This window comes from Caballeronia catudaia (assembly GCF_001544755.2).
Classification (GTDB): domain Bacteria; phylum Pseudomonadota; class Gammaproteobacteria; order Burkholderiales; family Burkholderiaceae; genus Caballeronia; species Caballeronia catudaia.
In genome coordinates, this window is the sequence record NZ_FCOF02000019.1 from 78,671 (window position 1) to 100,355 (window position 21,685).

The window sequence follows — 21,685 nt, forward strand, 5'->3', positions numbered from 1 at the left end:
GGCGCTATTCCATCGAGATGCGCAAGGCCGCCGCGCTGGCCCACGGGCACAGCCAGAGCGCGACGCACAGCGCCGCCGCGAGCAGCGAGAAATTCGCGTTGGACCATGCGGCGCTCGCGGCGGGATCGGCCGCGCCGACGCCAAACACGAGCACCGGCACATAGAGCGGCAGGATCAGGAGCGCGAGCACGACGCTGCCGCCGCGCACGCCGAGCGTGAGCGCGGCGCCCATCGAGCCGATCAGCGACAAAAGCGGCGTGCCGATCAGAAGCGACGCCATCAGCATGACGATGGTGCGCGCATCGAGCCCATATTCGAGCGCCACGACCGGCGTGAGCACGACGAGCGCGAGACCCGTCGTCAGCCAGTGCGCGGCGATCTTGCCGAGCACGATGCCCGCGAGCGGCTGCGGCGAAAGCAGCATCTGTTCGAGCGCGCCGCTCGCGAAGTCGTTGCTGAAGAGCTGGCCCGCCGACAGCAGCGCCGCGAACAGGGCGGTGACCCACAGCACGCCCGGCGCGATCGCGTGCAGCAGCTTCGGATCGGGACCGATGCCGAGCGGAAACAGGCTCGACGCCAGCACGAAAAACAGCAGGACGGACAGCGTCACGGTGCGCGAGCGCCAGTTGAGGATCAGTTCGCGGCGGATCACCTGGAGCACGATCATGCCGCGCTCCGTTCGAGATGCAGATGCCGTGTGCGCTTTGCATCGACGCTGAGCGGCCGATGCGTCGTCGCGACGAGCGTGCCGCCCGCGCGCAGATGATCGTCGATGCACGCGGCGAACCAGAGCGCGCCGGCGTCGTCGATGGCTTCGGTGGGTTCGTCGAGCAGCCAGAGCGGTTTGCCGGCGAGCACGAGGCGCGCGAGAGCGACGCGCCTTCGCTGTCCTTGCGACAGCCGGTTCAGGCGCGCATGCATGAGCGGCAGCACGCCCGCGCGATCGAGCACGTCGCGCTCATCGACATGCGTACCACCCGCGCCGAGCGACGCCGCAAAGCGAAGATTCTCCGCGACCGTCAGTTCGCCGTTGAAGCCATCAGCATGACCGAGCCACGCGAGCTCGCGCCTGAAGCGCACGGGATCGTCGCGCACGTTCTCGCCGCGCCACGACACGCTGCCCGCGGCGGGCGGCAGCAATCCCGCGAGCGCGGCGATCAGCGAACTCTTGCCGCTGCCGTTCGCGCCGTGGATGAGCAGCGCCGCGCCGCCATCGACGCAAAAATCCACGCCGGCCACGATGGTGCGGCTGCCGCGCATGACGTCGAGTTGCCGGGCGCTGAGCATCGGTTTCTTCTCCTCTGACGTGGATTACTTCCGCTTGCTGCCCTCCCTCTCCTCGGCCTTCACCATGTTCGGCAACTCATGCGCGATACCCTTGTGGCAGTCGATGCACGTCTTCTCGCCCGTCTCCACAAAACGCTGATGCGCTTCCTGCGCGCGCGGGCTCTGACGCGTGAAATCCATGTACTGGAACGAATGGCAGTTGCGGCATTCGAGCGAATCGTTCGCCTTGAAGCGCGCCCATTCGTGCTCGGCGAGTTCGAGCCGCTTGTCGAGAAACTTCTCGCGCGTATTCACGACGCCGAAGATCTTCGCCCACACTTCCTTCGACGCCTGCATTTTGCGCGCGATCTTGTCGGTCCACTGATGCGGCACGTGGCAGTCCGAGCACTTCGCATGGAAGCCCGAGCGGTTGCTGAAGTGGATCGTGTTCTTCAGTTCGGCAAACGTGTTGTCGCGCATCTCGTGGCAGCCGGTGCAGAAGGCTTCGGTGTTGGTGAGTTCCATCGCCGTGTTGAAGGCGCCCCAGAAGATCACGCCCGCGACGAAGCCGCCCAGCGTCAGAAAGCCGAGGCTGTAGTACAGGCTCGGCCTTCGAATGGTGATCCAGTAGCGCTTGATCAGTTCGCGCATGATTCTTTATTTTCTTTGTGGGTTCCTGGGCGCCGGCTTGATGTCCTCGACGGCGACGAACGAATTACCGATGAGCAACTTCGTATCCGCTTGCGGAACGTGACACTGCGTGCAGAAATAGCGGCGCGGCGACAGATGTCCGGACACCAGTCCGTCGCGATCGATGTAATGCGAGACCGCCACCGGCACCGCGCCGCTCTCTTCGGCGCGGCTGCGCGCGTGACACGCGAGACAGCGGTTCGCGTTCTTGTCGAGCTGATAGTTGTCGATCTTGTGCGGGATCGTCGGCGGCTGTTGCGCGTAGTTGAGGCCGCGTATCACATCCTTGTTTTCGGTCGGTGCGATGAGCGGTGGCTTCGGCTCCTCGTTGAGCGGCGTCGCGCCGCGCAGCGAATCGTGAAACGGCATGGGCGGGACCGTGGGCTGCGCGATCGCGAGCGCGGCCAGCGCGACGAACGATGCGATGACGACGGTGAAGAAGGTGCGCATGTCGTGCTCCTAGACCCTGACGATCTTGACCGCGCACTTCTTGAAGTCGGTCTGGAACGAGATCGGATCGGTGGCGTCGAGCGTCACTTTGTTGATGAGCTGGCTCGAATCGAACCACGGCACGAACACGAGCCCGCGCGGCGGCTTGTCGCGGCCGCGGGTCTCGATGCGCGTGCGCATCTCGCCGCGCCGCGAGATCACGCGCACTTCGACGCCGCGCCGGATGCCGAGCGCTTTCGCGTCGTCGGGATGCATGAAGCACACCGCATTGGGAAACGCGCGATAGAGCTCGGGCACGCGCCGCGTCATCGAACCGGAATGCCAGTGTTCCAGCACGCGCCCGGTCGCGAGCCAGAACGGATACTCCTTGTCCGGCGACTCGGCGGGCGGCTCGTAAGGCAGCGCCCAGATCACCGCGCGGCCATCGGGATTGCCGTAGAACTGCCAGCCGGCGCCCTCTTTCACGTAAGGATCGGAGCCTTCCTTGTAGCGCCGCAGCGTCTCCTTGCCTTTCACCACCGGCCAGCGCAGCCCGCGCGCCTTGTGATAATCGTCGAACGGCGCGAGATCGTGGCCGTGCCCGCGGCCGAAGCTCGCGTATTCCTCGAACAGTCCCTTCTGGAGATAGAAGCCGAACGCCTTGGCATCGTCGTTGCGATACTTCGCGTCTTCCTGCGACGCCGGGAATCTGTCGACCTGCCCGTTGCGATACAGCACGTCGTAGAGCGTCTTGCCCTTGTATTCCGGCTTCTTCGCGATGAGCTCGGCGGGCCACACTTCCTCGACCTTGAAGCGCTTGGAAAACTCGACGATCTGCCACAGGTCCGAACGCGCATCGCCGGGCGCGCTGACGAGCTGATGCCAGAACTGCGTGCGGCGCTCCGCGTTGCCATACGCGCCTTCCTTCTCGACCCACATCGCCGACGGCAGGATCATGTCGGCGGCCACCGCCGTGACGGTCGGATACACCTCGGACACGACGACGAAGTTCGTGTCCTTTCGATAACCCGGCAGCCCTTCGTTGTTGATATTCGCGCCAGCCTGCATGTTGTTGTTGACCATCACCCAGTAGGCGTTGAGCTTGCCGTCGTGCAGCATGCGGTTCTGCAGCACGGCGTGAAAGCCCGGCTTGTCGGGAATCGTGCCCTCCGGCAGCTTCCAGATGTGCTCCGCTTCCTCGCGATGCTTCGGGTTGGTCACGACCATGTCGGCGGGCAGCCGATGCGAGAACGTGCCGACTTCGCGCGCCGTTCCGCACGCGGACGGCTGTCCGGTCAGCGAGAACGGGCTGTTGCCCGGCGTCGAGATCTTGCCCGTCAAGAGGTGCAGGTTGTAGACCATGTTGTTGGCCCACGTGCCGCGCGTGTGCTGGTTGAAGCCCATCGTCCAGAAAGACACGACCCTCGTCTTTGGGTCCGCGTACAGCTCGGCGAGCTGGTCGAGCTTGTTCTTCGACACGCCTGACAGCTTCGTGACATAGGCCGCGTCGTAGCGCGACACGAGCTTCGCGTAATCGTCGAACGTGCACGGCTGCGAGCCGTTCGGATCGTTCGCGTTCTTCGCCGCTTTCTGCAACGGATGATCGGGCCGCAGCCCATAGCCGATATCCGTATTGCCCTTCTTGAAGACGGTGTGCTTCTCGACGAAATCCTTGTTCACCTTGCCGTTCTTGATGATGTAGTTCGCGATGTAATTCATGATCGCGAGATCGGACTGCGGCGTGAAAATGATGGTCTCGTCGGCGAGATCGAAAGAGCGATGCTCGAACGTCGACAGCGTGACGACGCGCACGTTCGGGTCCGAGAGCCGCCGCCCCGTGACGCGCGTCCACAGCACCGGATGCATCTCGGCCATGTTCGAGCCCCAGAGCACGAAGGCGTCGGTTTCCTCGATGTCGTCGTAGCAGCCCATCGGCTCGTCCATGCCGAAGGTGCGCATGAAGCCGGTCACCGCGGACGCCATGCAGTGCCGCGCGTTCGGATCGAGATTGTTGCTGCGAAAGCCCGCCTTCATCAGCTTGAGGCCGGCATAACCTTCCCATACGGTCCATTGCCCCGAGCCGAACATGCCGATGGCGGTCGGTCCTTTCTCTTTCAGCACGCGCTTGAACTGCTCGGCCATCACGTTGAAAGCCGTATCCCACGACACGGGCGCGAACTCGCCGTTCTTGTCGAACTTGCCGCCTTTCATGCGCATGAGCGGCGTGGTCAGGCGGTCCTGGCCATACATGATCTTCGAGAGGAAATAGCCCTTCACGCAGTTGAGGCCGCGATTGACTTCCGCCTGCGGGTCGGCCTGCGTCGCGACGACGCGATCGGACTTCACGCCGACGACCACGCCGCATCCGGTGCCGCAGAAGCGGCAGGGCGCTTTCGACCAGGCGATGTCGTCGCTTTGCGCAACGGCTTCCATGCCGGGCAGCGTGATGCCCGCGGATGCGGCCGCTGTCGTTGCGGCCGTCTGCTTAATGAACGCGCGACGAGTCAGTTTCATCGGCGATGTCCTCGCTGAGCGAATCGGCGTGATCGTGATGCTGATAGACGAGCGCGGTGCTCACGACATCCGGTATTGCCTGCACCGCGTGCAATTGCTCGGCAACGCAGGATGAGCGGTCCGCTTCGAGCGTGAGAGCGATCTTGCCGTCGGCGCTCGTGCCGTGAACCTGAGCGCCAGGCAACGCGGCGAGTGCGTGCATGACGTATTGCAGGGCTTCTATACGCGCGTATACAACGACCCCGGCTATGTGAAATTCGCAAGACGTGTCCGTCTTGTCGTCGCGGCGGTCGTTGGTATCGACGGGCATGTGCTCCATTTAGTTCAAGTAGTCGCGACGCTCGTTAATGATGTGGCGGGCCGCCAATCAACATCTGGTAAAACCAGACCGCGAATCCGTAAGCGGCAATGATCACGACCGTGAGCACGGGAACCATGACGACGGTCAGAAACAAAAAGCTGCGCAACTCTTCGGATTTGCGTAGTTCGTCTTTTTCATCCATTTGGTGCGGCAGATCTCGGGTTGGCATTGTGGGTTGGCCAGCACGAAAGACGACTCCATTGTTGGCAGATGGATTACTTCTTTTCAAGTTGAAAATGGCGATGCCCACAGTGCGCCGGGTGTAATGATTCGAGAGACGCGCATCGTTTCAAGTCTCGAAACGGATGGTGAGCGGATAAATGTCGCGCGCAATGCTGCATTTCGAATCTTCGACAGCGCTTTCGCCGTGATCCGAGATTTGTCTGCCCCACGCATATTTAGAATGCGGGCAACCTCACTATCACGCGCCTTTCTCATGCCGACCAAATGATGACGCACAATAGAAACGGTACCAAATCGGCGTCTAAGTCCTTGATTCTGCAGGGCCAGTGTTTCTAATGTGCCCGGGAACCGCTCGGACAAGCCGAAAAAGGCGCGACTGCGGACGCACACAAAGTTCGGCCCGGCTTATTCCATAAGGCTTTGCGCCCGCCTGAGGGTTACAAACCTGCCATGAGTGCAGAAGCGATGGCCGTCATGGTCGCGCGCTGTAGGCATTGCCGAAAATGAACGCGCATGACCGTTCCGGTGGCTGACCGCAGTTTGTGTCGGTCTATAAATAGCTGTTCGTTCGTGAACCTGTTGCTCGGACTCTTGCGCGGTAGTCAATGGACCGCGTAGTTGTATCTCTGAGAACATCGGAACCCTTTAGTTAGCAAATCGTTTGTACTCCCAATGTAATTTCATTTGCGGTCGGTCGTCGGCGATATGACTGGAATGGCTCCGCATAACAGACGCCCAGGCTGGCAAGGTTGGCAATGTCGTGGATGCTCCGAGAAGGCGAAGCCGAGACTCTTATTCGCCTGAAGGCGGATGGGTCACGCTAACAGGCGATTCACCGAGCGTGTGCCGAAGCCTTGAAGAAAGCCCTTCAACAGGGCTTTCTTCAACGTGCCTCAGGCTGCCGCGTCCTTCAGCTTCTTGAGTGGGCGAACCTTTAGACGTACGGTCGCGGGCTTGGCGTCGAACCAGCGCTCTTCGCCGGTGAACGGATCCTTGCCAAAGCGGCGCTTCTTGGCTGGAACTTGCTGGACGTTAATCTTCAACAGACCCGACAGCGTGAACTCGCCCAAGCCCTTCTTATGGACGGAGCGGGCATGTACGGATCGGAGAAGCTTGGATCGGAAGAACTGCCCGAGGTCAGTTCAAACGCAAGAAGTGCTGCCGTATCAGCCCTTCAAGGAGTGCATGCAAGACGCACCGCTCCTGTCCAAGCTAACCGCTCTTCGAGGGCGGTGCGCGTTGCATAGATGACTCTCTGGCTCGTATCCGAGAGCAGGACGCAGCCCGATGCTTCGGCAGCCCCGGCACGCTCATTCCGTCCAAGCCAGGTAACGGGCGTTTCGCTCTTGCGCAAATGCGTCGCCGCAGCGTTCTTTCGTGCACGAAGCGCGCGGGACGAGATAGGCATCACTGCGGATCGCCGACGAGTGCCTCGCTGTGGCGGTAGCCATTCTTGTATCGAAGAGCCATCACCGCGCTGGTTTGCCTACAGTGTCTGCATGTCCTGACGGTCTGTTGCCGAAGCTCGCTTCCCGCGGCCAACTCGCAAACCTCATACGGGCGGTCTCACATGAGCGGGCATGCGTCAGCGGAACGTTGTCGCAAGCGCCCCACAGATTGCGTCCTTTTCCACGTCGAGCCCTTAAACCCATTGTGGCCGCACAGGCCGGTGTCGAACCGAAACAGGCCAAAGCCATTCTGGCCGCTCTCGAAGACACAACCGTCTCTGGCGAGGCTCAACGAGAGGATCGAGGCTCAATTAGTGCCGGTCAGCCGCGTCACGACCGCATCTAAATTTGGAGTCAGATCATGACGACGTAAATGTGCTCGGGCCAATAACGATGCCCGAGAAAGGGTTGCTCCAGTGGCGATGATCCTCCTCGCAGCCCATTCTAGACGCTGAATCTGGAACTCCGAGACGGTCTGGACGTTCTGCGCCAAAAAAGCTCGGCAGCGCGGGGCATTCGCCAACGTCACGGTCGAGTTGATCCAGAGTCCTGCCTCGCGTGCGAGGGACTTGCGTGTTGTTCGTACAGGCTCCGCTTTCGCTTTGATACGCTTCAGCGCTTCGCGAAGTCTGATGCACCAACATCTGTCTCGTTCGCGCCAACCTTGTACGCTTCGTTCCTTGAAACATTTCTTATATGACGACATATACCATTCGTGATCGTGAATCGAGAGAACCGCGGCGATGTGGGGATGCTCCTTCATAGCACGTGTATGCGAGACGACTGGCATTTCAGTTAAAATTTTCGACCACTCTTTTCTATATCGGAGGATAAGCGATCTTGTCACGCTCCGGGACGACACCCTGAGATGCTTTCCTCGAACGCCAAACCGCCTAACAACCCCGAAAGGTAGGCCCATGGTTTCCGCTATTTCGCTGCGGCTCATCCCCTCAAGCCTCAACCTTCTTGCATAGTCGCGCATATCATCTCCGTAACCGAGAACGCGGTCGACTACGGGCTCGGAAGTCCGTTTATCGCAAAGCCTAAAGCTGAACCAGAAGCCGCACGCGCAAGACGCTCGTCCTACCGGGTTCCCGTTCGGCCCTTCATGGAGGGCGACACGATCGAGCACGTGCCCGACTCCATGTCTAGCGAAGCGATTTGGGCAGGTGAGTTGGGCCTCGGGTGTTGCAGTCGAGTTGAGCAAAGAAGGCCGCTCATCCGTCAGTGCATCGAAGAAATGCTCCAGGACGACGTGTTGTAAGGGTTGGTAGGTGTGCTTTCTCCAACGCGAGACCATCAATTTCAGAGGCCATGGATCCGCGCATCCGCTGCCAGCGACTGATAGGCCGCAAGCTTCGAGAAACTCCTCACCAAACATTCGCGAAAATGAGGCGCAGAGGGCTTTCGAATCGATGCAACCGGCACGGCATTCGAAGCCATTCTCTCTTGCCCGGGAAAAGTAATACTCGTATGTCGGCGGTCCTTGCACCCTAGGGGCGTCGTACAAAAGCGCCGCTGAGTTGACCATCACGTCGACAACATGCGGGTTGCCGAGCCATAAGTCGCTACGGCGTTTTGCCGGTGTCGCGCCGCTCGGAATCTCCGCTTGGAGCGTGTGCCAACAAGCAGAGTTGTTCCTCCATGATCTGAACGGGACGTCCGAGATACGAAGCAATGTACGATGTCTCGTGCAAATGAAGACACCTGGCAATTGGTGCACTCGTCTCCAATATGGTTCACGGCCTGCTGAGACGTCCTCTTCGACGCACTGGGCACAGAATCGTAGTTTATCGGCACACTTGACCGTAGTCCGAAGCAAGCCCAAGATTGCATAGGGGCGGGGCAGTCCCCCTCTGATCGTTGAGGCGTATGCGGATTCCTTGACTTGAGGTGCTACAAAGCGGGTGAAGTATGGCAGCAAGGTGAAACGCTCAGCGATTTCGATGGCTGACATGTTCCAAACTGCATGTGTCTCGCGAGCGATATGATCAAGTCCGCAAAGAATCTCGCCCCTACCTGGTTGAGCATCACCGAATAGGGCTCGTGTCGCGTTGCCTTGCTCCGATACCCCGACATCTTTCATGTATCGAGCTATCGTGCTGTATAGGTGCTCATCGTGATAGGGCGTAGAGAGTGCGGTCGTCATTTCGGGCTCCGTTATTTCAATCGGATTGACTTTGCGAGTGCCTATCTATCAACCTATCGACGGTCGCTGCAACCGCGGTGTTCTTCACTCTAGAAATGCCGGCCTGACGTAGAAGCTTCCAACGAGTAACAGGGATGTCAGCAGTCACCAACGTCTGCCTGGCTGCTTCTAGGCGACGAACTTGGAACTCCTCTGCGGATTCCGCAAGTTCGGCCAAGACCGCGTCGCATAGGGGAAGCTTGTGTCTTATTGACATGCGCCGCACTGACAGCCCTGCTTTAGCAGCAATCGCCACTTTGCTCGCACGAACCAAGCTTGGACCCGCTGATAAGATCGTGGCCGCTGCTCGCTGCAAACGAATCTTGTATGCTTGGTCGCGTCTCGCCCATTCAGAAGCGACGTTTTGATTTTTCAAATTCTCATACCGCGCGGCACATTGCGTCAGCCATTCCTTGTCGTATTGACATAGTCGGTTATATAGATACTTATTGCGCATGGCGGCGGCGAGGTGACCCTCAGGAGCGACGGAGCGCAGCAGCTCTTTCCATTCACATCTCCATTCGAGCAACTGCTCGCGGGTTGGGCGCGCCCGAGGTTTTTCGTCCGGCCGTTGGAGCATTCGCCGAGCCGCCCTTGGTGGGAGGCCCATCGCTCGTTCTATTGCGGGGAACGATAAACCTTCATTTCGCATCGTCTGCACCGCGCCGCACAAATCTTTTCCGTACTGGGTAACCTGCACATCGTTTGGTATGTTGGTATCCGCCGAACAACCGGAAAAAGTGAAATGTATTCCGCAGCACCTGCAATGGCCGTGATAACGGCTTTTACCGGCTATCGTTCTGGAAGTTCTAATGTGGTCAATGATATGACCGGCTGGATGCGAAGCGTACTGGTTGGGACATACAACCCTCGCTTTCGAAGGCGCGAGGTCGGCCCGAATCCGCCGCGCTGTGTTGTCGCATCTCTCAAGGAAATTTCCGAGAAGAATGTACTGGAGCGGGTGAAACGCTACGTTTCGACACCGAATCAACCTCGCTGGCCAAGGGTTTGGCTGAAGGCGAGACATATCCAGGCCTGTGGCTTCGAGATATGCTCCGCCATACATCTCCGTAAGTCCATTCACGATGGCTTCGGTATCAACGTAACCATTGGCCTTTACGAAGCCTCGATCGGCCGCTAGCTGGAGCCACTCTGTCTCCGCAGAACGCAGATGCGGCTGCGGTTCGCTTCGAACAAGAGCGTCGGCTGATATTTCCATAGCTGTCTGGACTTCGGCGTTGCGCCGCCAGGAAGAAACATGTTCGGCGGGATCCAGCCTGTAGACACCTGACTTCGTCGCCCGAGGATCGCGGACGCTCAACAAGGGGACGCGGTGGTACGGACAGATGAAAACGCCGGGCAATTGGTGTACCCGCCTCCAGCATGGCCGACGCCCTTCCAGCACGTCTTCCATTGCACACCTTGGGCAATACCGGAGGCCGGCATTCCGTGCCACCGGTGATTTATTCACCTGCAAGATGACGGCCGGTGCTATCCCGTCTCTCGCAGTGATTGCGGCATAAGCCGCGGTTCGCCGACTTTGGGTCGAATAGACGGCGTAATAGGGAGCGACTGTGTAGCGCTGAGCAATTTCAAGTGCTGACAAGCCCCACGCTAGATCAGTCTGGCGCGAAAACTCCGCTAAACTGCAAATTAGCTCCTTCTTCGGGCGAGCGACGGTGCCGAACAGAGTGTTGAGGGCGAACGTCGGAGCCGTTATGTTGGCCGCCTCCAGATAGCGTGCGATGACGCTGTAGAGCGATTCGCCATCGTAAGGCAAAGGCATGGCGACGGACATTTTTGATACCTCCGCGTGATATGCGATATCGATCGTGCCGGGCCTTCCCGATGTTTGGCCTGACTCGGCGCTGTAGCAGAACGAAGGTCTGCTCCAGCGCCGGCAGAGAGATGACATAGCCACTCGTTCGTCCACCCGGCGAAACGGAACAAAATCGAATTCAAGCCGGTTCTGGCTCGCTCGTCTTTTTTGAGCTTCCGATGACGTATCCCGCCAACCGCAGTCTTTCCACGGCCTTATCGGGATCCGTAGTGTCCCCGACGATGTCTTGGAGTGACGGAGGCTCGTCTGGACCCAACGACAGATCGGCATTAAAGGTAACGCCAGCTTTCTCGCATGCCTCTCGGGTAAGATCCGCTCCAGTGAGGCTGGCGTCGCGTTTCAAGACTTCGAGTACAGCGACGAGAGCTTGAGCCTCCCGCACTCCCATAGCCACGAGATCGGACACGGAGGCCAACTTTGCCTGATTTCGCTGTCTCTGTTCTCTCGCTTCGACGATCTTTGCATCTTCCGCCTCCTTATTCACCGCCTCTTCGAGACCGGCAAGCGTGTCGATAAGAAGATCGTTATAGATCTGGATCCGATTTTTCTTCTTGCTCTTCAATGCGTCGAGCATCGGCTGGACCGGACCGAGCCATTCTCTAGACACGTAGCGAAGGACCTCCTTCGAAATCTTCTCGCTGCGGTCTTGGATTGCGACAATCTGCGCGAACTGAAAGAGCCGCAGGACCAAGGCGTGGATACCCTGCGTCAAATCGTAGAATACCTCGCTCAGGTCGCTGTTGAAGCGCTGCGCCGTCGACGTCCACTGAAACTTGAATAAGCCACGGAGGAAGAAGTCCCATTCGTCGTCGAATCCCATATTGGTGAACGTCATCGAGCCGCGATCACAGACTCGACGGGCCAAACGAAAAGACTTCTCCATCAATGGGCGAGCCTGCGGCGTGCCAGCTATCAAGATGGGAATCTGAGCAATGTTAGTGAACGTCACGAAGAAATCCATGAAGGGGTCGCCTCGTCTTGCGGCGCCCCGAGCCGCAAACTGGATTTCATCTACGACAAGGAGCCCAGTATGATGGTACCTTGCGACAGCAGCGGCTTTGTTCATCAGTTGGTCCAGACGAGCTGTCTTGCCGACTTCCTGTTCATAGTGAGTACCCAGAAGACGGTCGTACTCAATCAGGATCCACCGAAAAAGCTGCTTGATGCTTCCGTCCGGCGGGCAATCCACCTTAAGCCACACGACCTGAAGATTACTTCCCGTAAGCTTGTCATGCCGAATCACGGGCGGTACGAAAGAAAGCGTGCGATATATCGAAGTCGACTTCCCGACGCCGGATACCCCTGTTAGTGCCATAACAGCAGAGTGCGCTGGATGGAACGGGAGCACGGGCGTCATCGTCTTTTTGGACATTGATGCCGCGTACCGTGAACGAACAAGCTTTTGTGAGTGATCCCACGGATTGCGCCACATGTATCCCTCGATGATCAAACGAAATATTGAATCGATGAGAGTCGGATGGCATGTAAGCGACTCAAAGTAGGAGCCGAGTGAGGCAATCCTTTGTATGCGGGCGCTCGCTGGGAGTCGCCGGTCAGTCAGATTGAAGGATGGCGAATTCGAGAACGCTTCAAGAACTGCCTCCGAATTGATGTAGATGGGAAGCGCTCGGATCAATGGGTTTTCAATTCCCAGATCCTCATCGCGGGGAACATAGATCGCGTCTACGAAGGAGAGGTCCGACAGGGAAGTCGGGTCTTCACCGCGCACATCGACGTCGATAGTGGGATGGAAGTCCATATTACCTCCTGATTTGCTTGAGAATGTCTAACGTCTTACTCTTCCTGCTCTTACGCACCGCGTCCGCCGCTGCTTGCTTGTGGGCCTGAGCGGCGGATGTTTTGCGACGTTGTATTGCGCCGCGCTGCTTCGGATTACGACTGAAATGACGCTCCGCGCGAGAACTTCGGTCGTCGTCGAAGGCAGCGATAAAATCTGCTTCGGCAGGTGTAAGTGGCTCACGCTCGGCGGCACGCTCGCGATCGCGTGCCTTACGCATGTCGTAGATCTGAGGCTTGCGTAGACCAGCTTCTTTCAACGCCGCTCTCGACTTTGTGGTGCCGCCCTTCACAATCCTGTCGTCAACGTCTTTGGCAATAACCCTGAGCTTGAAAGCTTGATCTTTTGCACGCTCGAGATTGGCCTTCTGACGTTCTTCGAGAACATTTCTCTCGGCCATTGAGGCCCCTTCACACTCAACATATCGCGAATTGGTCCCGGCTTTAGTACACTTCTCGAAACGTCCCTCTTCACAGAGGTAGATGCAATCCAAATTGCTTGGGTCAAACGCGATTTCCACGCTCCATGTACTGTCACGTCCCTTAATAAGCCAGTTGCCATCTCGCGCCGGGGGGCAAAGATAGTAGTATTTTCCGAACTCGATTCCTTTATGAGTTACGGTAGCCGTGTCTCGCGGAAGGACGTATCGGCGCACAGTCTCTATCGAATCATTTCTAAGCATGCCGCCGGTTGAAGCGATTCCGTAGCTCCACAGTTCTAGCGGAGTTGGGGCTCCTCCCTCAGCAACCAGGTCGGGTATGGGCGGGAAATTCGAGATCGGCGCCGCGTTATGTCTCAAAACCGCCAGGATCATGATCTGGGTGAACTCATGCAAGGTGAGTGCTGCATCTTGCCGAGGGTCGCGCGACCCACGTTCGTCATATTCCTTATCGACGTATCCCGGGAGGAACGCGCCCCACGGACGCTGTATTATGTTGAAGCGTAACTCGACGATCGACTTCGCATCCGGTCTGCCTGAGGGAGCATTTTCGATATGGATGCCAAATTCGCTGCTCAAAAGCTGGCCGGCCCGCACCTTCATCATTTCGCCCTTGTCGCCGAATAATGTCGTTGGCATGTGATGGCAAGGCCATTGATCCGCCGCGATAAATATCCCGAACTGGGCGCAATACGCCACCTTCGGCGTGACGACATTTGTGAGCAACATCATCGCCGCGACCCACGACGGCGGCTCGAATCCGACGTAGATGCCAACGATCAGCCGGCTGAAGGTGTCTATCGCAAGGTAGACGGTGGGCCTACCTACGACCGAGATTCGATCGAAGCTGGAAAGAAGGTATACATCCGCGATAGTGGCGTCTAGAACTACATGTCCCGGGCAGGTGACATGCTGGTCTGCACGCCCTTCAAAGGCGCGCCCTATCAACTCGAACCTTCGTTTTCCAAGCTTCGAGCGCTTGACGTCGCGGAGGGGGCGCCACCTGTGTATCAGATGCTGGAGTTGTCGAACCGTAGGTTGGTATCTGCGATCCGTTGACTTGATAATAATGTCACGCCCGCTAGCATCCAATGCAGTCCTTCCGACGCAGAACTTCTTGGCGTACTCCAATAGCGCGCCTTGATACGTGCGGTGCTTCCAGTCCTGCAAGAGCCAATCGGCGGCCTCATTCAGTATGTGCCGTGCCGGAGCAGTCAGAGGCATACCTGGATAGTTGTTTCGCGGACGTCTGCCGCCCTTTGCGCTCGTGAAGACCCTTGGCTTGTCCTTACCGCCGCACTGATCCTTGTCGTCCATAAGCGAGAACCGTGTGAGCCCTCGCTGCCAGAACTTTCGTAGCAAGCGGGTAATCGTCTGTCGCGATGTTTTGTTCTGTCTGGCGTGCTCTCGGAGGATCCCGTTACGGTGCTTTCGCGACATGATGCGAAAGGCATTCGGGCCGGTAACTAAGGGCTTGATCAGTTCCCAATCGCGGTCTAGTCGGCTCTGGTCGTAGTTCGGTCGAGGTGGTCTATTTTCCAACGCCCACGGATCGTCAACTTCAACGGTCAGTCGCGATTCGTCTGGCTCCTGCCGGTCCATTCGCCGTTGAATCTCGTCCGTCGGTATCGGCTCTGGCCATGAATGCTGGCCTTTCCCGATGTCATATAGAACCGTGAACTTTCCGGCACCCTCCGGAGTGACGACGCGATAGACCGTCTTGCTGGAATGTTTCCGCAGGAGCATTCCGACCGCTAAGAGAGGCGGGGAGTAGGTTGTGTCCATGATGTCATGAGGAAAGAGTTTGGTTGGCGAACGATGGCGCCTCAAATCCGATGTCGACGCCGACGATGAGTCGAGTGAGCATGTCAACCGCAAGGTAGACGCTGGGGCGACCTACCGTGGAGATTCGATCGAAGCTAGATAGAACGTAGACATCGGCGATAGAAGCGTCGATAGCTGTGTATCCCGGGCGGCTAACATGCTGGTTGGCGGGTCCTCCAAAGGCACCCGTCACGGGAAATTGACCCGCAGGACGCGTCCGGTAGAACCGCTCCGCGGATCAGAGCAACCGAGAGTAAGATGTGTTCATGATGTGAAAGAGGAAAGAGGTTGATTGGCGAACGTGTCGGACTCGAAACTGCCCTTTAGAATCCTTGCGAACAACAAAAAGCGAAACGCCGTAAGATGGGCACCAACTTCGGTTCTCGACGATCGGTCCAGGTGCCGGCATATCAGGCATGCAGGTTCTGCACCTTTTTGGCGACTTGCGGCGAGCACTCGCTTGACACAAGTGTTTGAAACGCGGGTGTTGCCGCGCAGAGTCAATTCAAAGTTAAAAAGCCAGTCGAGGTTCAAAGCTCTCACCGAATTGAGCCCATCATTTACGACAAGCGTCCAGGGAACGCCACGGTTCTCCCAATATCGGCGCTCGATCTCGAGTTTTTCTAAGGTCCGCTCGTCGGCAAGTTGCTGACGGTTCTTGACGGCCCATGCTGCGTGGCATGGATTTGAGCGGAAGGCTCGCATCGTCAACAAGAGGTCAGTTGTCTGAATGAGAAGAACGCCGGTGCGCGGATCTGTCGGATGCTTAACGTTGAGCTTTCCGGCGATTGTCAGCGTGCTCTTTAGATCTATCGGATATTGCTCTCGGATGTCTTTGACGAATTCATCCCACCATGCCTCCAGGAACGCGGCGTACTCGTGGTCGGATAGGAAATGCATAGTCCGATAGCCGGTCTTCTCACAGGAAAGACGGTGCGACCTGCCTCGCGACGGAACGTCTGCAACAGTCAGCCAGGGGCGATAGTCTGCTCCCTCGCCCTGACCGCGAAGTTCTCGCATGAAGCGCTTTTCCTTCGCCGGCGTCATTGCATATCTGAATCTCGGCATGGTGACCTCCGGACGTCGACCACGACGCTCAAAAAGAAGCCTTGCGAGCTTAGCCAGTGCTACGCGATGCGGTTCCATGATCTGCCCTCCATTTGCATGCACCAAAATCAGCGCGATTGAGCCGATCGAGTTTGAAGGCGCGCGGCCCCATAGCGAGCCGCCGTGCGGCCCGGCTAAAGCAAACGCCGACTTGTAAAGAGGCCTATGAGAGGTTCATTGCCTCTCGCGACGCTGAACCCTAATCGGCCTTGTGAATTTCGGCTCGTTGAAACCCGCAAGGAGCTTTCCGACGAACTCCCGCGCGAGTTCTCTGTCTCCTCGAATCATTCGGCGTCTTTCGGCGGCGATCCAGTAGGGAAGCGGCGTCGGCTGTGGGCGGTGCCGATGCTCGTAGAGGTAGTCAGGCCGTGTCGGAATGTCTCGAAGCCCTTGCAGAAAGATGCTCAATGTCTCGGGATCGAATCTCGACCGACGCAGGAAGTACAGCCGCATGTAGGCGTCGAGGCAATAGCGGGCTTCTTCAAACCATTCCTGACGCAATTGCAGAGTTAATTGATTCACTTGATAACTCCATACGCAGTGCGCCGCTGCGGCGCACGCGTGAGCAGGTTTGCGGCATGGCAAGGTGCTTCCGAGCATCTCCTCGGAACTCAATGTCATGTGCTATGGGAGCTAGCGAATGGAAGAACCAGGTACGTGCCTTCGCGCGGCTCGGGCGCGAGGCGATAGGCAGCGGGTCGTAGTCCTGAAATTGCGGTAATCCGGGGTCATCTAAGAGAAGCTAGAGGCCGGAGATCTCGGACTGTGACGACGAGCACTTCCTCGGGATTCCGTGTCTCTTGACACAACGAAATCCCTTTGACGCCCGACGGAGTTGGTGAGAGAATTGGGTTGCTGAGGCCGGTTTCTCTCGTGAAACCGCCGGGGGTCGACTGGTTCAGGTTCGCTTGGGTCAGCCGGCCCCTCTTCATTTGAGCAAGAGGATCTCATCCGGCAGAACCCTTAAGGCTCCCGTGTCAACGGATAAGTTGTTTGTTGTCACATACGCACCTCCTCGAATTGGATAGCGTCAGTTCAAGTCTAGTCTCCTCCCTTCCACAGTTCCAGTGGTGACCCCGTGCTTGTATTGACCCTATTTTAAGAGAGGAATCTACTTGCGATGTGCTAAGTACAACGTACGATTCTTACGGCTGGCAGTTTAACGTGTTTTGCGTCGTTACCACGTCTTAGTTTCATGCTATGCGACGCAACTCCTCGGCGCGGTTCCCCATGCTTTCGGTCGAACCGCAATCCGCTCTTTCGGCCTCTTGTATAGAAATGATGGAGTCCTGATAGAGAGGGCCAGTTTGTTTGAAAAAGCCCAGCAACGCAGCCGCGCTTTCATTGATGTGCGTCTGATTGTCACTCCGGACCCATACTGAACGGCTTAGGTACTCTGTAGGGATGGCGCTTCGCGATGCATCAACAATTGTTAACTCGACAGGCTGCCGCTTCTTAACGTCAGCCCGGAGCAGATCGACCCTTTCTTGGTATGCTATCTTCCGGTGAAGGCGATTTCCCGGGATGGTCGCGCCTATGGTGCGTTGACTAATGGAGCTCGGTAGCGAGTCGACAAGTCGCCGAAATCCGTAGTCGACTATCCACCAAGAGTTGAGGACGACTCGAAGATCCCTCTGAGTTTCTAGTAGCGAGGAGATCAAGCCGAGCAACGGAAGCGGGTTCAAGCAAGGCATCTCATTTCCGCGCTGCGCAAGAGGATGGCGGCAGACACGAGCGCGGAAAAGCACGCCTTCGACACCGAGATAGAGGATGGGATCCATGGCGACCTTTCTCTCTGAGCCGCTTTTTGCGAGGCACAACGGCCAATTTTTCTGTGCGCGGCGAGGGGAAGCATCCTCTCGGGAAAAGGTTTTTGTTAGGAAGAGAGGCCATGCGTGGTTCTACATACCACAGGGTAGCCCATGACAGCCGAAAATCAAGAAGGTTCGCCCTCGGCTCTCGACCTCGCGTGGCAAAACCTTGCGGCGAGAACGGTCAAAAACATTCTGAGCCGCCAAGGCTTCGGGTACGCCCAACTGGCAGACGCTCTAGCTTGTATGGACGTCAGGGAGTCGCCTCGTTCCGTCGAAGGGAAGGTTCAACGCGGCACTTTCCAGTTCACGTTCATGCTGCAGGCGGCGTTGGCGACGCGGTGTGTCTGCCCACCTGCTTGGGAGCAGGCACAAGGCTCGGGCTCATGGAAAGCCCGCGCCACGGCTGTTATAAAGGCGGATCTTGGTCAGCAGCGGTGGATAGATGCCAATGAACTTAGCCGCCGGCTTCAAACGATTGGGGTAGTTGTGCCGCCAAAGTTGCTGAAAAATCAGATAAGAGGAGGCACTTTTACCGCCGCGCTTTATCTTCAGTGCGCGGCTGTTTGCCGGTTCGACGGTTTGTTCCTGTTCGTGGATCCTGGCTGCTTGATGCGCACAGCCGAGGAAGGCGTTGCAAAACTGGCCGGATACTAAAACCAAAAGTGCGTTGATTTCATGGGAAAGTAAGCTAAGCTTCCATGAGCGGGGAAACTCCACGCCATAGCGACGTGCAAAAGTAGAAATCGAAATGCGCGCTCGTGCATTAAACGCCTCCCGAATACCTAGTCAAATTGCCTATATGAAATTTGATATGGCACCGGGGTGCGCATAGCCAAAAGCTAAAGGCATTCCAAAATAGATTGGGGGAATCATGCCCATCTGGCCACTTCCGCCGGTTCCAGATGAACCGCGCATCCGTCTTCGCAATTGGCGCATCTTCGAAATTTTGCCGCAGCGAACTCGCCACTTTGTCGGTTTGAATGAGAACGATCGAACTGGACGAGTGAGTTCGCCGATCGCAACGTTCGACATCACTGCATTGCAAGGCACGACCCAGTCGGGTCGCGTCTACACGTTAGTAGGACGAAGCGGATACGCCGACGATGCCCAGTACGTTTGGGAGCGATGGTGTCGAGCGGGCGGTGTCGCCGAATACATGGATGTGAGCACAAAGATTGACTCTTGGGACACATATGACCACCGCTGAAGAACGGACGCGGGCGGTCGTCGGTGCCCGCGATCTGCTTGCGACTCTCGCCGAAGGGCGTGGACTCTATTGCGAAGACCTCGTGCGTACTTTGGCAATGGCGTTGCTCAGGCACTACCCGAGCCAATCCGACATCGACGAGTCGGCAATAGCGTTGCCTGACGTTTGGGCAAAAGCGGAAGAAGTCGCGAATCGGAGGCGTCGGTAGGTCGACTTTCGCGTCTCTCAAATCCGCGGCTCGGAAGTGTTGCGTGGACAACTTAATGGTTCTGGCTTCGTTTCCGGTCTCCTCGCATTGGTGGAGCCGTCGTGAGTCTGCTTGCGAGCGCTTCTTGCGCGAGGAGGTGGCAAGCGTGGCTGGCCTAGATACGCAACGGGACGAAGCATCGGAGGGAAATATGGACTTCGATACATGTCATGCCGCGACCGAGGTCGGTTCGCTACCTGTAGGTTTCTTGGTCCCGCTTTCGTCGCTTGATCCTCTTCCACAACAAGCGAGCGATCTTCCTTCTGAAACTTTAGTGCTGACTGGCACATTGGCGCTTCATGAGGCGGAGTTGTTTGATACGTTTTATGAAAATGCTGCTCTTCGGTTCGGTGAGCTGGAAGTCAATGACATACCACTCGTGACCATCTGCTTCCAGTTGGGCGACGTGCAGGTTTACTGGCTGGCGGACCAGGAAGAAGCTCAACTGCAAGCTGCGCTCAAACTATGGCAACGGATTCGGCGAATCCCCATCATGTTTCGGGTGCGTGGCGACGTACGTGGGCATCGCATGGTTTGCGTCGTGGCAATGCCGAGATTGGCTGATCAAGGCGCGCAGCACGGCAAGCGGGTGTCGCCGCCCGCCAACCTTTGGAGCCTCCTCTCATGGCTTTTGGCGTCGGGCGAGCTCCATAAGCATGCGGCGACCGAAATCCCGGGAACGCCGGTGCGTCATGTAATTGCGAACGTCATCGTTTCCGAGCGTTTGAAGCCTTTTGCAGCGGCCGAACCATCTGCTTTCGGCAGCGCGACCGGCCACAGTCAAGGCTCAACTTATTCCTCGTCGCGTGTCGACGCTTGATAGGCCCGTTTTGCCGCTTCGAGGGAAGAGCGATACAGCAGCACCGACGTCCGGGTGAGGAACCGGTTGTCTTGCGTCTCATGATGGAGAGTCAGCTTGCCTTGTTCGAGCAGCTTCGTCACGTGCGGACGAGAAACGAACAGCAGGGTTGCGGCTTCGGCGGTCGATACGAAGTCGTCGGCATCCGCCCGGAAGGCGGGATGCTGGCTCAGAATCTCACAGAGGATTGCTTCCATGCCGCGAGAGAGGTCCTGTTGAACCTCGGCAGGCAGACGGGCCCCAAAAGTTCTGAAAAGCTCTTCCATGCGGGCGCGCGCGAGTGCAATCGCATCGGCAATAAACGGCGCAGAACTTCGTTCCTCGTGCGACATCTTGGCTCACCTGCAGGTCTTGACGATTTAGTGTAGGCCTTAAAACCGAATGGCGAAACAAGTCGCAGCGTATGGAACCCCGACAGCGCGCAGTCGCCCGAACTCGGACGGCTGGTGCACCCAGGAGGCACAGTGGCGAATCTTCTATCAGCAGGGCCCTGGATGCCAGACTCAAAGAGTCGTGTCGGTTACTACATGGTGGGGCGCTGCTTTCGGCCAGCGGGTCCTCAACCGGGTGCCGGGTGTCCTGGCTTGGCTCGCCTCCAGCGGCTAGAACGAGTTTCGCGACCTCCTCAATCGGTCTTCCCTCGAACTCTCGCGGAAGCATCAATTGCACTTCACCAATCGCTGGCGCGCATGGCAAATGCTGCCTGTGCCGTTGACCATGCGAGATCGCGTTGTTTTTCCATGAGGTGCGACGGCTCGCACGAACCATGTTCCGCGCCGTGATAAACGTCGTCGCCGACCCGCGCTGCATCGTCTGAATATGGTGTTCACCCAGCGGATGGTGACCGTGATTCCGTCGCATACGGCGCCGCATTTCCGCATGTGGACACGGCACTCCACGCTGCAGGAAGGCGAGCCGGTCAATCTGCCGCTTCAGCCCAATCCGGACTTCACTATGCGCGCCTGCAAGCGAGCGCCAACCGTGCGGGTCGACCAGCGCAGCGATGGCTTCTTTGGCGTGGGTGTGTTGACCGACGTCACCAATGCCTTCTGAGCGTCTCGCGCCGCCACCACAGGCATTTGAAGTTCGCCTGTTGGGTGCGGTTGTTTTTATCCACTACCCATCAAGTTCGTCGTGAGTTGCGCCGATAACAGACCTTTGGTGCGGAAGTTCAGAGCGACTTCGGAAGGACAATCATCGGGCCCGAAAGGGCGGCTGTGAAGGCCGCGACCTCTATCGCCGGAACGACGATGATGTCGGTTCGCTGAAAAGTCAGCGCCAGGCAGCCGAATGTCGCGAATGCGCGAAATTTTGTGTGCGCACCGTCTCCCGTAACCGTCATGCGTGCATGGACGCTCTATACGGAGGTGTGGCCCCTTCGAGCTTCACCAGTTCACGAGGACAGAAGTGATGGGACCCGCATCGGTGGTGCGATCGACGCGCCAGAGAGAAACGTTGTTGATGATTTTGC

Annotated in this window: 19 protein-coding genes and 1 pseudogene; 4 read left to right on the top strand and 16 right to left on the bottom strand. The window is 57.9% G+C overall.

The window, feature by feature from the left end; all coding sequences use genetic code 11:
- Positions 1-4 precede the first annotated feature (4 nt).
- From ccmB to AWB75_RS20725, 15 genes and pseudogenes are all read right to left on the bottom strand, one after another.
- Positions 5-667, bottom strand: a complete 663-nt coding sequence (gene ccmB, locus AWB75_RS20655) for a heme exporter protein CcmB (RefSeq protein WP_061125939.1) — start codon at positions 665-667, stop codon at positions 5-7.
- Positions 664-1,287 (bottom strand): cytochrome c biogenesis heme-transporting ATPase CcmA, encoded by a 624-nt coding sequence (gene ccmA, locus AWB75_RS20660; RefSeq protein ID WP_061125940.1) that lies wholly within the window; start codon positions 1,285-1,287, stop codon positions 664-666. The genes ccmB and ccmA overlap by 4 nt, the downstream gene beginning before the upstream one ends.
- A gap of 24 nt (positions 1,288-1,311) precedes the next feature.
- Positions 1,312-1,917: a NapC/NirT family cytochrome c gene (locus tag AWB75_RS20665; protein ID WP_061125941.1), complete on the bottom strand. Its 606-nt coding sequence runs from the start codon at positions 1,915-1,917 to the stop codon at positions 1,312-1,314.
- Between the two features lie 6 nt (positions 1,918-1,923).
- A complete protein-coding gene (locus tag AWB75_RS20670; RefSeq protein WP_061125942.1) occupies positions 1,924-2,406 on the bottom strand; it encodes a nitrate reductase cytochrome c-type subunit in 483 nt (160 codons plus the stop codon).
- A 9-nt stretch (positions 2,407-2,415) separates the two neighbouring features.
- Positions 2,416-4,899 carry a periplasmic nitrate reductase subunit alpha gene (gene napA / locus AWB75_RS20675; protein WP_061125943.1) on the bottom strand — a complete coding sequence of 828 codons (2,484 nt, stop codon included), beginning with the start codon at positions 4,897-4,899 and terminating at the stop codon, positions 2,416-2,418.
- Entirely contained in the window at positions 4,871-5,218 is a 348-nt protein-coding gene (locus AWB75_RS20680) for a chaperone NapD (RefSeq protein ID WP_061125944.1), read from the bottom strand. Before AWB75_RS20680 ends, napA begins: the two co-directional genes overlap by 29 nt.
- 25 nt (positions 5,219-5,243) lie before the next feature.
- Positions 5,244-5,402, bottom strand: coding sequence for a periplasmic nitrate reductase, NapE protein (gene napE / locus AWB75_RS20685; protein WP_061125945.1), 159 nt, complete (start codon positions 5,400-5,402; stop codon positions 5,244-5,246).
- Between the two features lie 934 nt (positions 5,403-6,336).
- Positions 6,337-6,531: pseudogene (locus tag AWB75_RS20690) on the bottom strand (HU family DNA-binding protein); the annotation flags it as partial.
- 667 nt (positions 6,532-7,198) lie between these two features.
- Positions 7,199-9,040 (bottom strand): TnsD family Tn7-like transposition protein, encoded by a 1,842-nt coding sequence (locus tag AWB75_RS39470; RefSeq protein ID WP_087086707.1) that lies wholly within the window; start codon positions 9,038-9,040, stop codon positions 7,199-7,201.
- Between the two features lie 16 nt (positions 9,041-9,056).
- Positions 9,057-10,877: a TnsD family Tn7-like transposition protein gene (locus AWB75_RS20700; RefSeq protein WP_159462793.1), complete on the bottom strand. Its 1,821-nt coding sequence runs from the start codon at positions 10,875-10,877 to the stop codon at positions 9,057-9,059.
- Positions 10,878-11,037: 160 nt separating this feature from the next.
- The gene (locus tag AWB75_RS20705) at positions 11,038-12,678 is read right to left on the bottom strand and encodes an ATP-binding protein (RefSeq protein ID WP_061125946.1); all 1,641 of its coding nucleotides are present in this window, start codon (positions 12,676-12,678) and stop codon (positions 11,038-11,040) included.
- Between the two features lies 1 nt (position 12,679).
- The gene (locus AWB75_RS20710; RefSeq protein WP_061125947.1) at positions 12,680-14,941 is read right to left on the bottom strand and encodes a Mu transposase C-terminal domain-containing protein; all 2,262 of its coding nucleotides are present in this window, start codon (positions 14,939-14,941) and stop codon (positions 12,680-12,682) included.
- Positions 14,942-15,244: 303 nt separating this feature from the next.
- Complete coding sequence (locus AWB75_RS20715) at positions 15,245-16,126, bottom strand: TnsA endonuclease N-terminal domain-containing protein (RefSeq protein ID WP_087086709.1); 882 nt, start codon at positions 16,124-16,126, stop codon at positions 15,245-15,247.
- Positions 16,127-16,261: 135 nt separating this feature from the next.
- Positions 16,262-16,609, bottom strand: coding sequence for a hypothetical protein (locus AWB75_RS20720; protein WP_143746468.1), 348 nt, complete (start codon positions 16,607-16,609; stop codon positions 16,262-16,264).
- A gap of 671 nt (positions 16,610-17,280) precedes the next feature.
- Positions 17,281-17,868 carry an HAD domain-containing protein gene (locus AWB75_RS20725; RefSeq protein ID WP_143746469.1) on the bottom strand — a complete coding sequence of 196 codons (588 nt, stop codon included), beginning with the start codon at positions 17,866-17,868 and terminating at the stop codon, positions 17,281-17,283.
- A gap of 141 nt (positions 17,869-18,009) precedes the next feature.
- Between AWB75_RS20725 and AWB75_RS20730 the strand changes: the two genes are divergently transcribed.
- The 3 genes from AWB75_RS20730 to AWB75_RS37145 all read left to right on the top strand — a co-directional run bounded on the left by AWB75_RS20730 (position 18,010) and on the right by AWB75_RS37145 (position 20,175).
- Positions 18,010-18,555 (top strand): DUF6471 domain-containing protein, encoded by a 546-nt coding sequence (locus AWB75_RS20730; RefSeq protein WP_061125951.1) that lies wholly within the window; start codon positions 18,010-18,012, stop codon positions 18,553-18,555.
- 539 nt (positions 18,556-19,094) lie between these two features.
- Entirely contained in the window at positions 19,095-19,316 is a 222-nt protein-coding gene (locus AWB75_RS39295) for a BPSL0761 family protein (protein ID WP_061125952.1), read from the top strand.
- Between the two features lie 190 nt (positions 19,317-19,506).
- On the top strand, positions 19,507-20,175 hold the full coding sequence (locus AWB75_RS37145; RefSeq protein ID WP_143746470.1) for a hypothetical protein: 669 nt from the start codon (positions 19,507-19,509) through the stop codon (positions 20,173-20,175).
- Here the strand turns inward: AWB75_RS37145 and AWB75_RS20750 are convergent.
- Positions 20,148-20,546: a hypothetical protein gene (locus AWB75_RS20750; protein ID WP_061125954.1), complete on the bottom strand. Its 399-nt coding sequence runs from the start codon at positions 20,544-20,546 to the stop codon at positions 20,148-20,150. The two genes, AWB75_RS37145 and AWB75_RS20750, sit on opposite strands and share 28 nt — an antisense overlap.
- Positions 20,547-21,033: 487 nt before the next feature.
- On the opposite strand from AWB75_RS20750, the gene AWB75_RS20755 reads away from it, so the two are divergent.
- The gene (locus AWB75_RS20755; RefSeq protein WP_143746471.1) at positions 21,034-21,267 is read left to right on the top strand and encodes a hypothetical protein; all 234 of its coding nucleotides are present in this window, start codon (positions 21,034-21,036) and stop codon (positions 21,265-21,267) included.
- The last annotated feature ends 418 nt before the right edge of the window (positions 21,268-21,685 follow it).

Coding starts and splice junctions, on each gene's coding strand:
- ccmB (WP_061125939.1), bottom strand. CDS start 667: ATGATCGTGCTCCAGGTGATCCGCCGCGAACTGATCCTCAACTGGCGC.
- ccmA (WP_061125940.1), bottom strand. CDS start 1,287: ATGCTCAGCGCCCGGCAACTCGACGTCATGCGCGGCAGCCGCACCATC.
- AWB75_RS20665 (WP_061125941.1), bottom strand. CDS start 1,917: ATGCGCGAACTGATCAAGCGCTACTGGATCACCATTCGAAGGCCGAGC.
- AWB75_RS20670 (WP_061125942.1), bottom strand. CDS start 2,406: ATGCGCACCTTCTTCACCGTCGTCATCGCATCGTTCGTCGCGCTGGCC.
- napA (WP_061125943.1), bottom strand. CDS start 4,899: ATGAAACTGACTCGTCGCGCGTTCATTAAGCAGACGGCCGCAACGACA.
- AWB75_RS20680 (WP_061125944.1), bottom strand. CDS start 5,218: ATGGAGCACATGCCCGTCGATACCAACGACCGCCGCGACGACAAGACG.
- napE (WP_061125945.1), bottom strand. CDS start 5,402: ATGGATGAAAAAGACGAACTACGCAAATCCGAAGAGTTGCGCAGCTTT.
- AWB75_RS39470 (WP_087086707.1), bottom strand. CDS start 9,040: ATGACGACCGCACTCTCTACGCCCTATCACGATGAGCACCTATACAGC.
- AWB75_RS20700 (WP_159462793.1), bottom strand. CDS start 10,877: ATGTCCGTCGCCATGCCTTTGCCTTACGATGGCGAATCGCTCTACAGC.
- AWB75_RS20705 (WP_061125946.1), bottom strand. CDS start 12,678: ATGGACTTCCATCCCACTATCGACGTCGATGTGCGCGGTGAAGACCCG.
- AWB75_RS20710 (WP_061125947.1), bottom strand. CDS start 14,941: ATGGACACAACCTACTCCCCGCCTCTCTTAGCGGTCGGAATGCTCCTG.
- AWB75_RS20715 (WP_087086709.1), bottom strand. CDS start 16,126: ATGGAACCGCATCGCGTAGCACTGGCTAAGCTCGCAAGGCTTCTTTTT.
- AWB75_RS20725 (WP_143746469.1), bottom strand. CDS start 17,868: ATGGATCCCATCCTCTATCTCGGTGTCGAAGGCGTGCTTTTCCGCGCT.
- AWB75_RS20730 (WP_061125951.1), top strand. CDS start 18,010: ATGACAGCCGAAAATCAAGAAGGTTCGCCCTCGGCTCTCGACCTCGCG.
- AWB75_RS39295 (WP_061125952.1), top strand. CDS start 19,095: ATGACCACCGCTGAAGAACGGACGCGGGCGGTCGTCGGTGCCCGCGAT.
- AWB75_RS37145 (WP_143746470.1), top strand. CDS start 19,507: ATGGACTTCGATACATGTCATGCCGCGACCGAGGTCGGTTCGCTACCT.
- AWB75_RS20750 (WP_061125954.1), bottom strand. CDS start 20,546: ATGTCGCACGAGGAACGAAGTTCTGCGCCGTTTATTGCCGATGCGATT.
- AWB75_RS20755 (WP_143746471.1), top strand. CDS start 21,034: ATGGTGTTCACCCAGCGGATGGTGACCGTGATTCCGTCGCATACGGCG.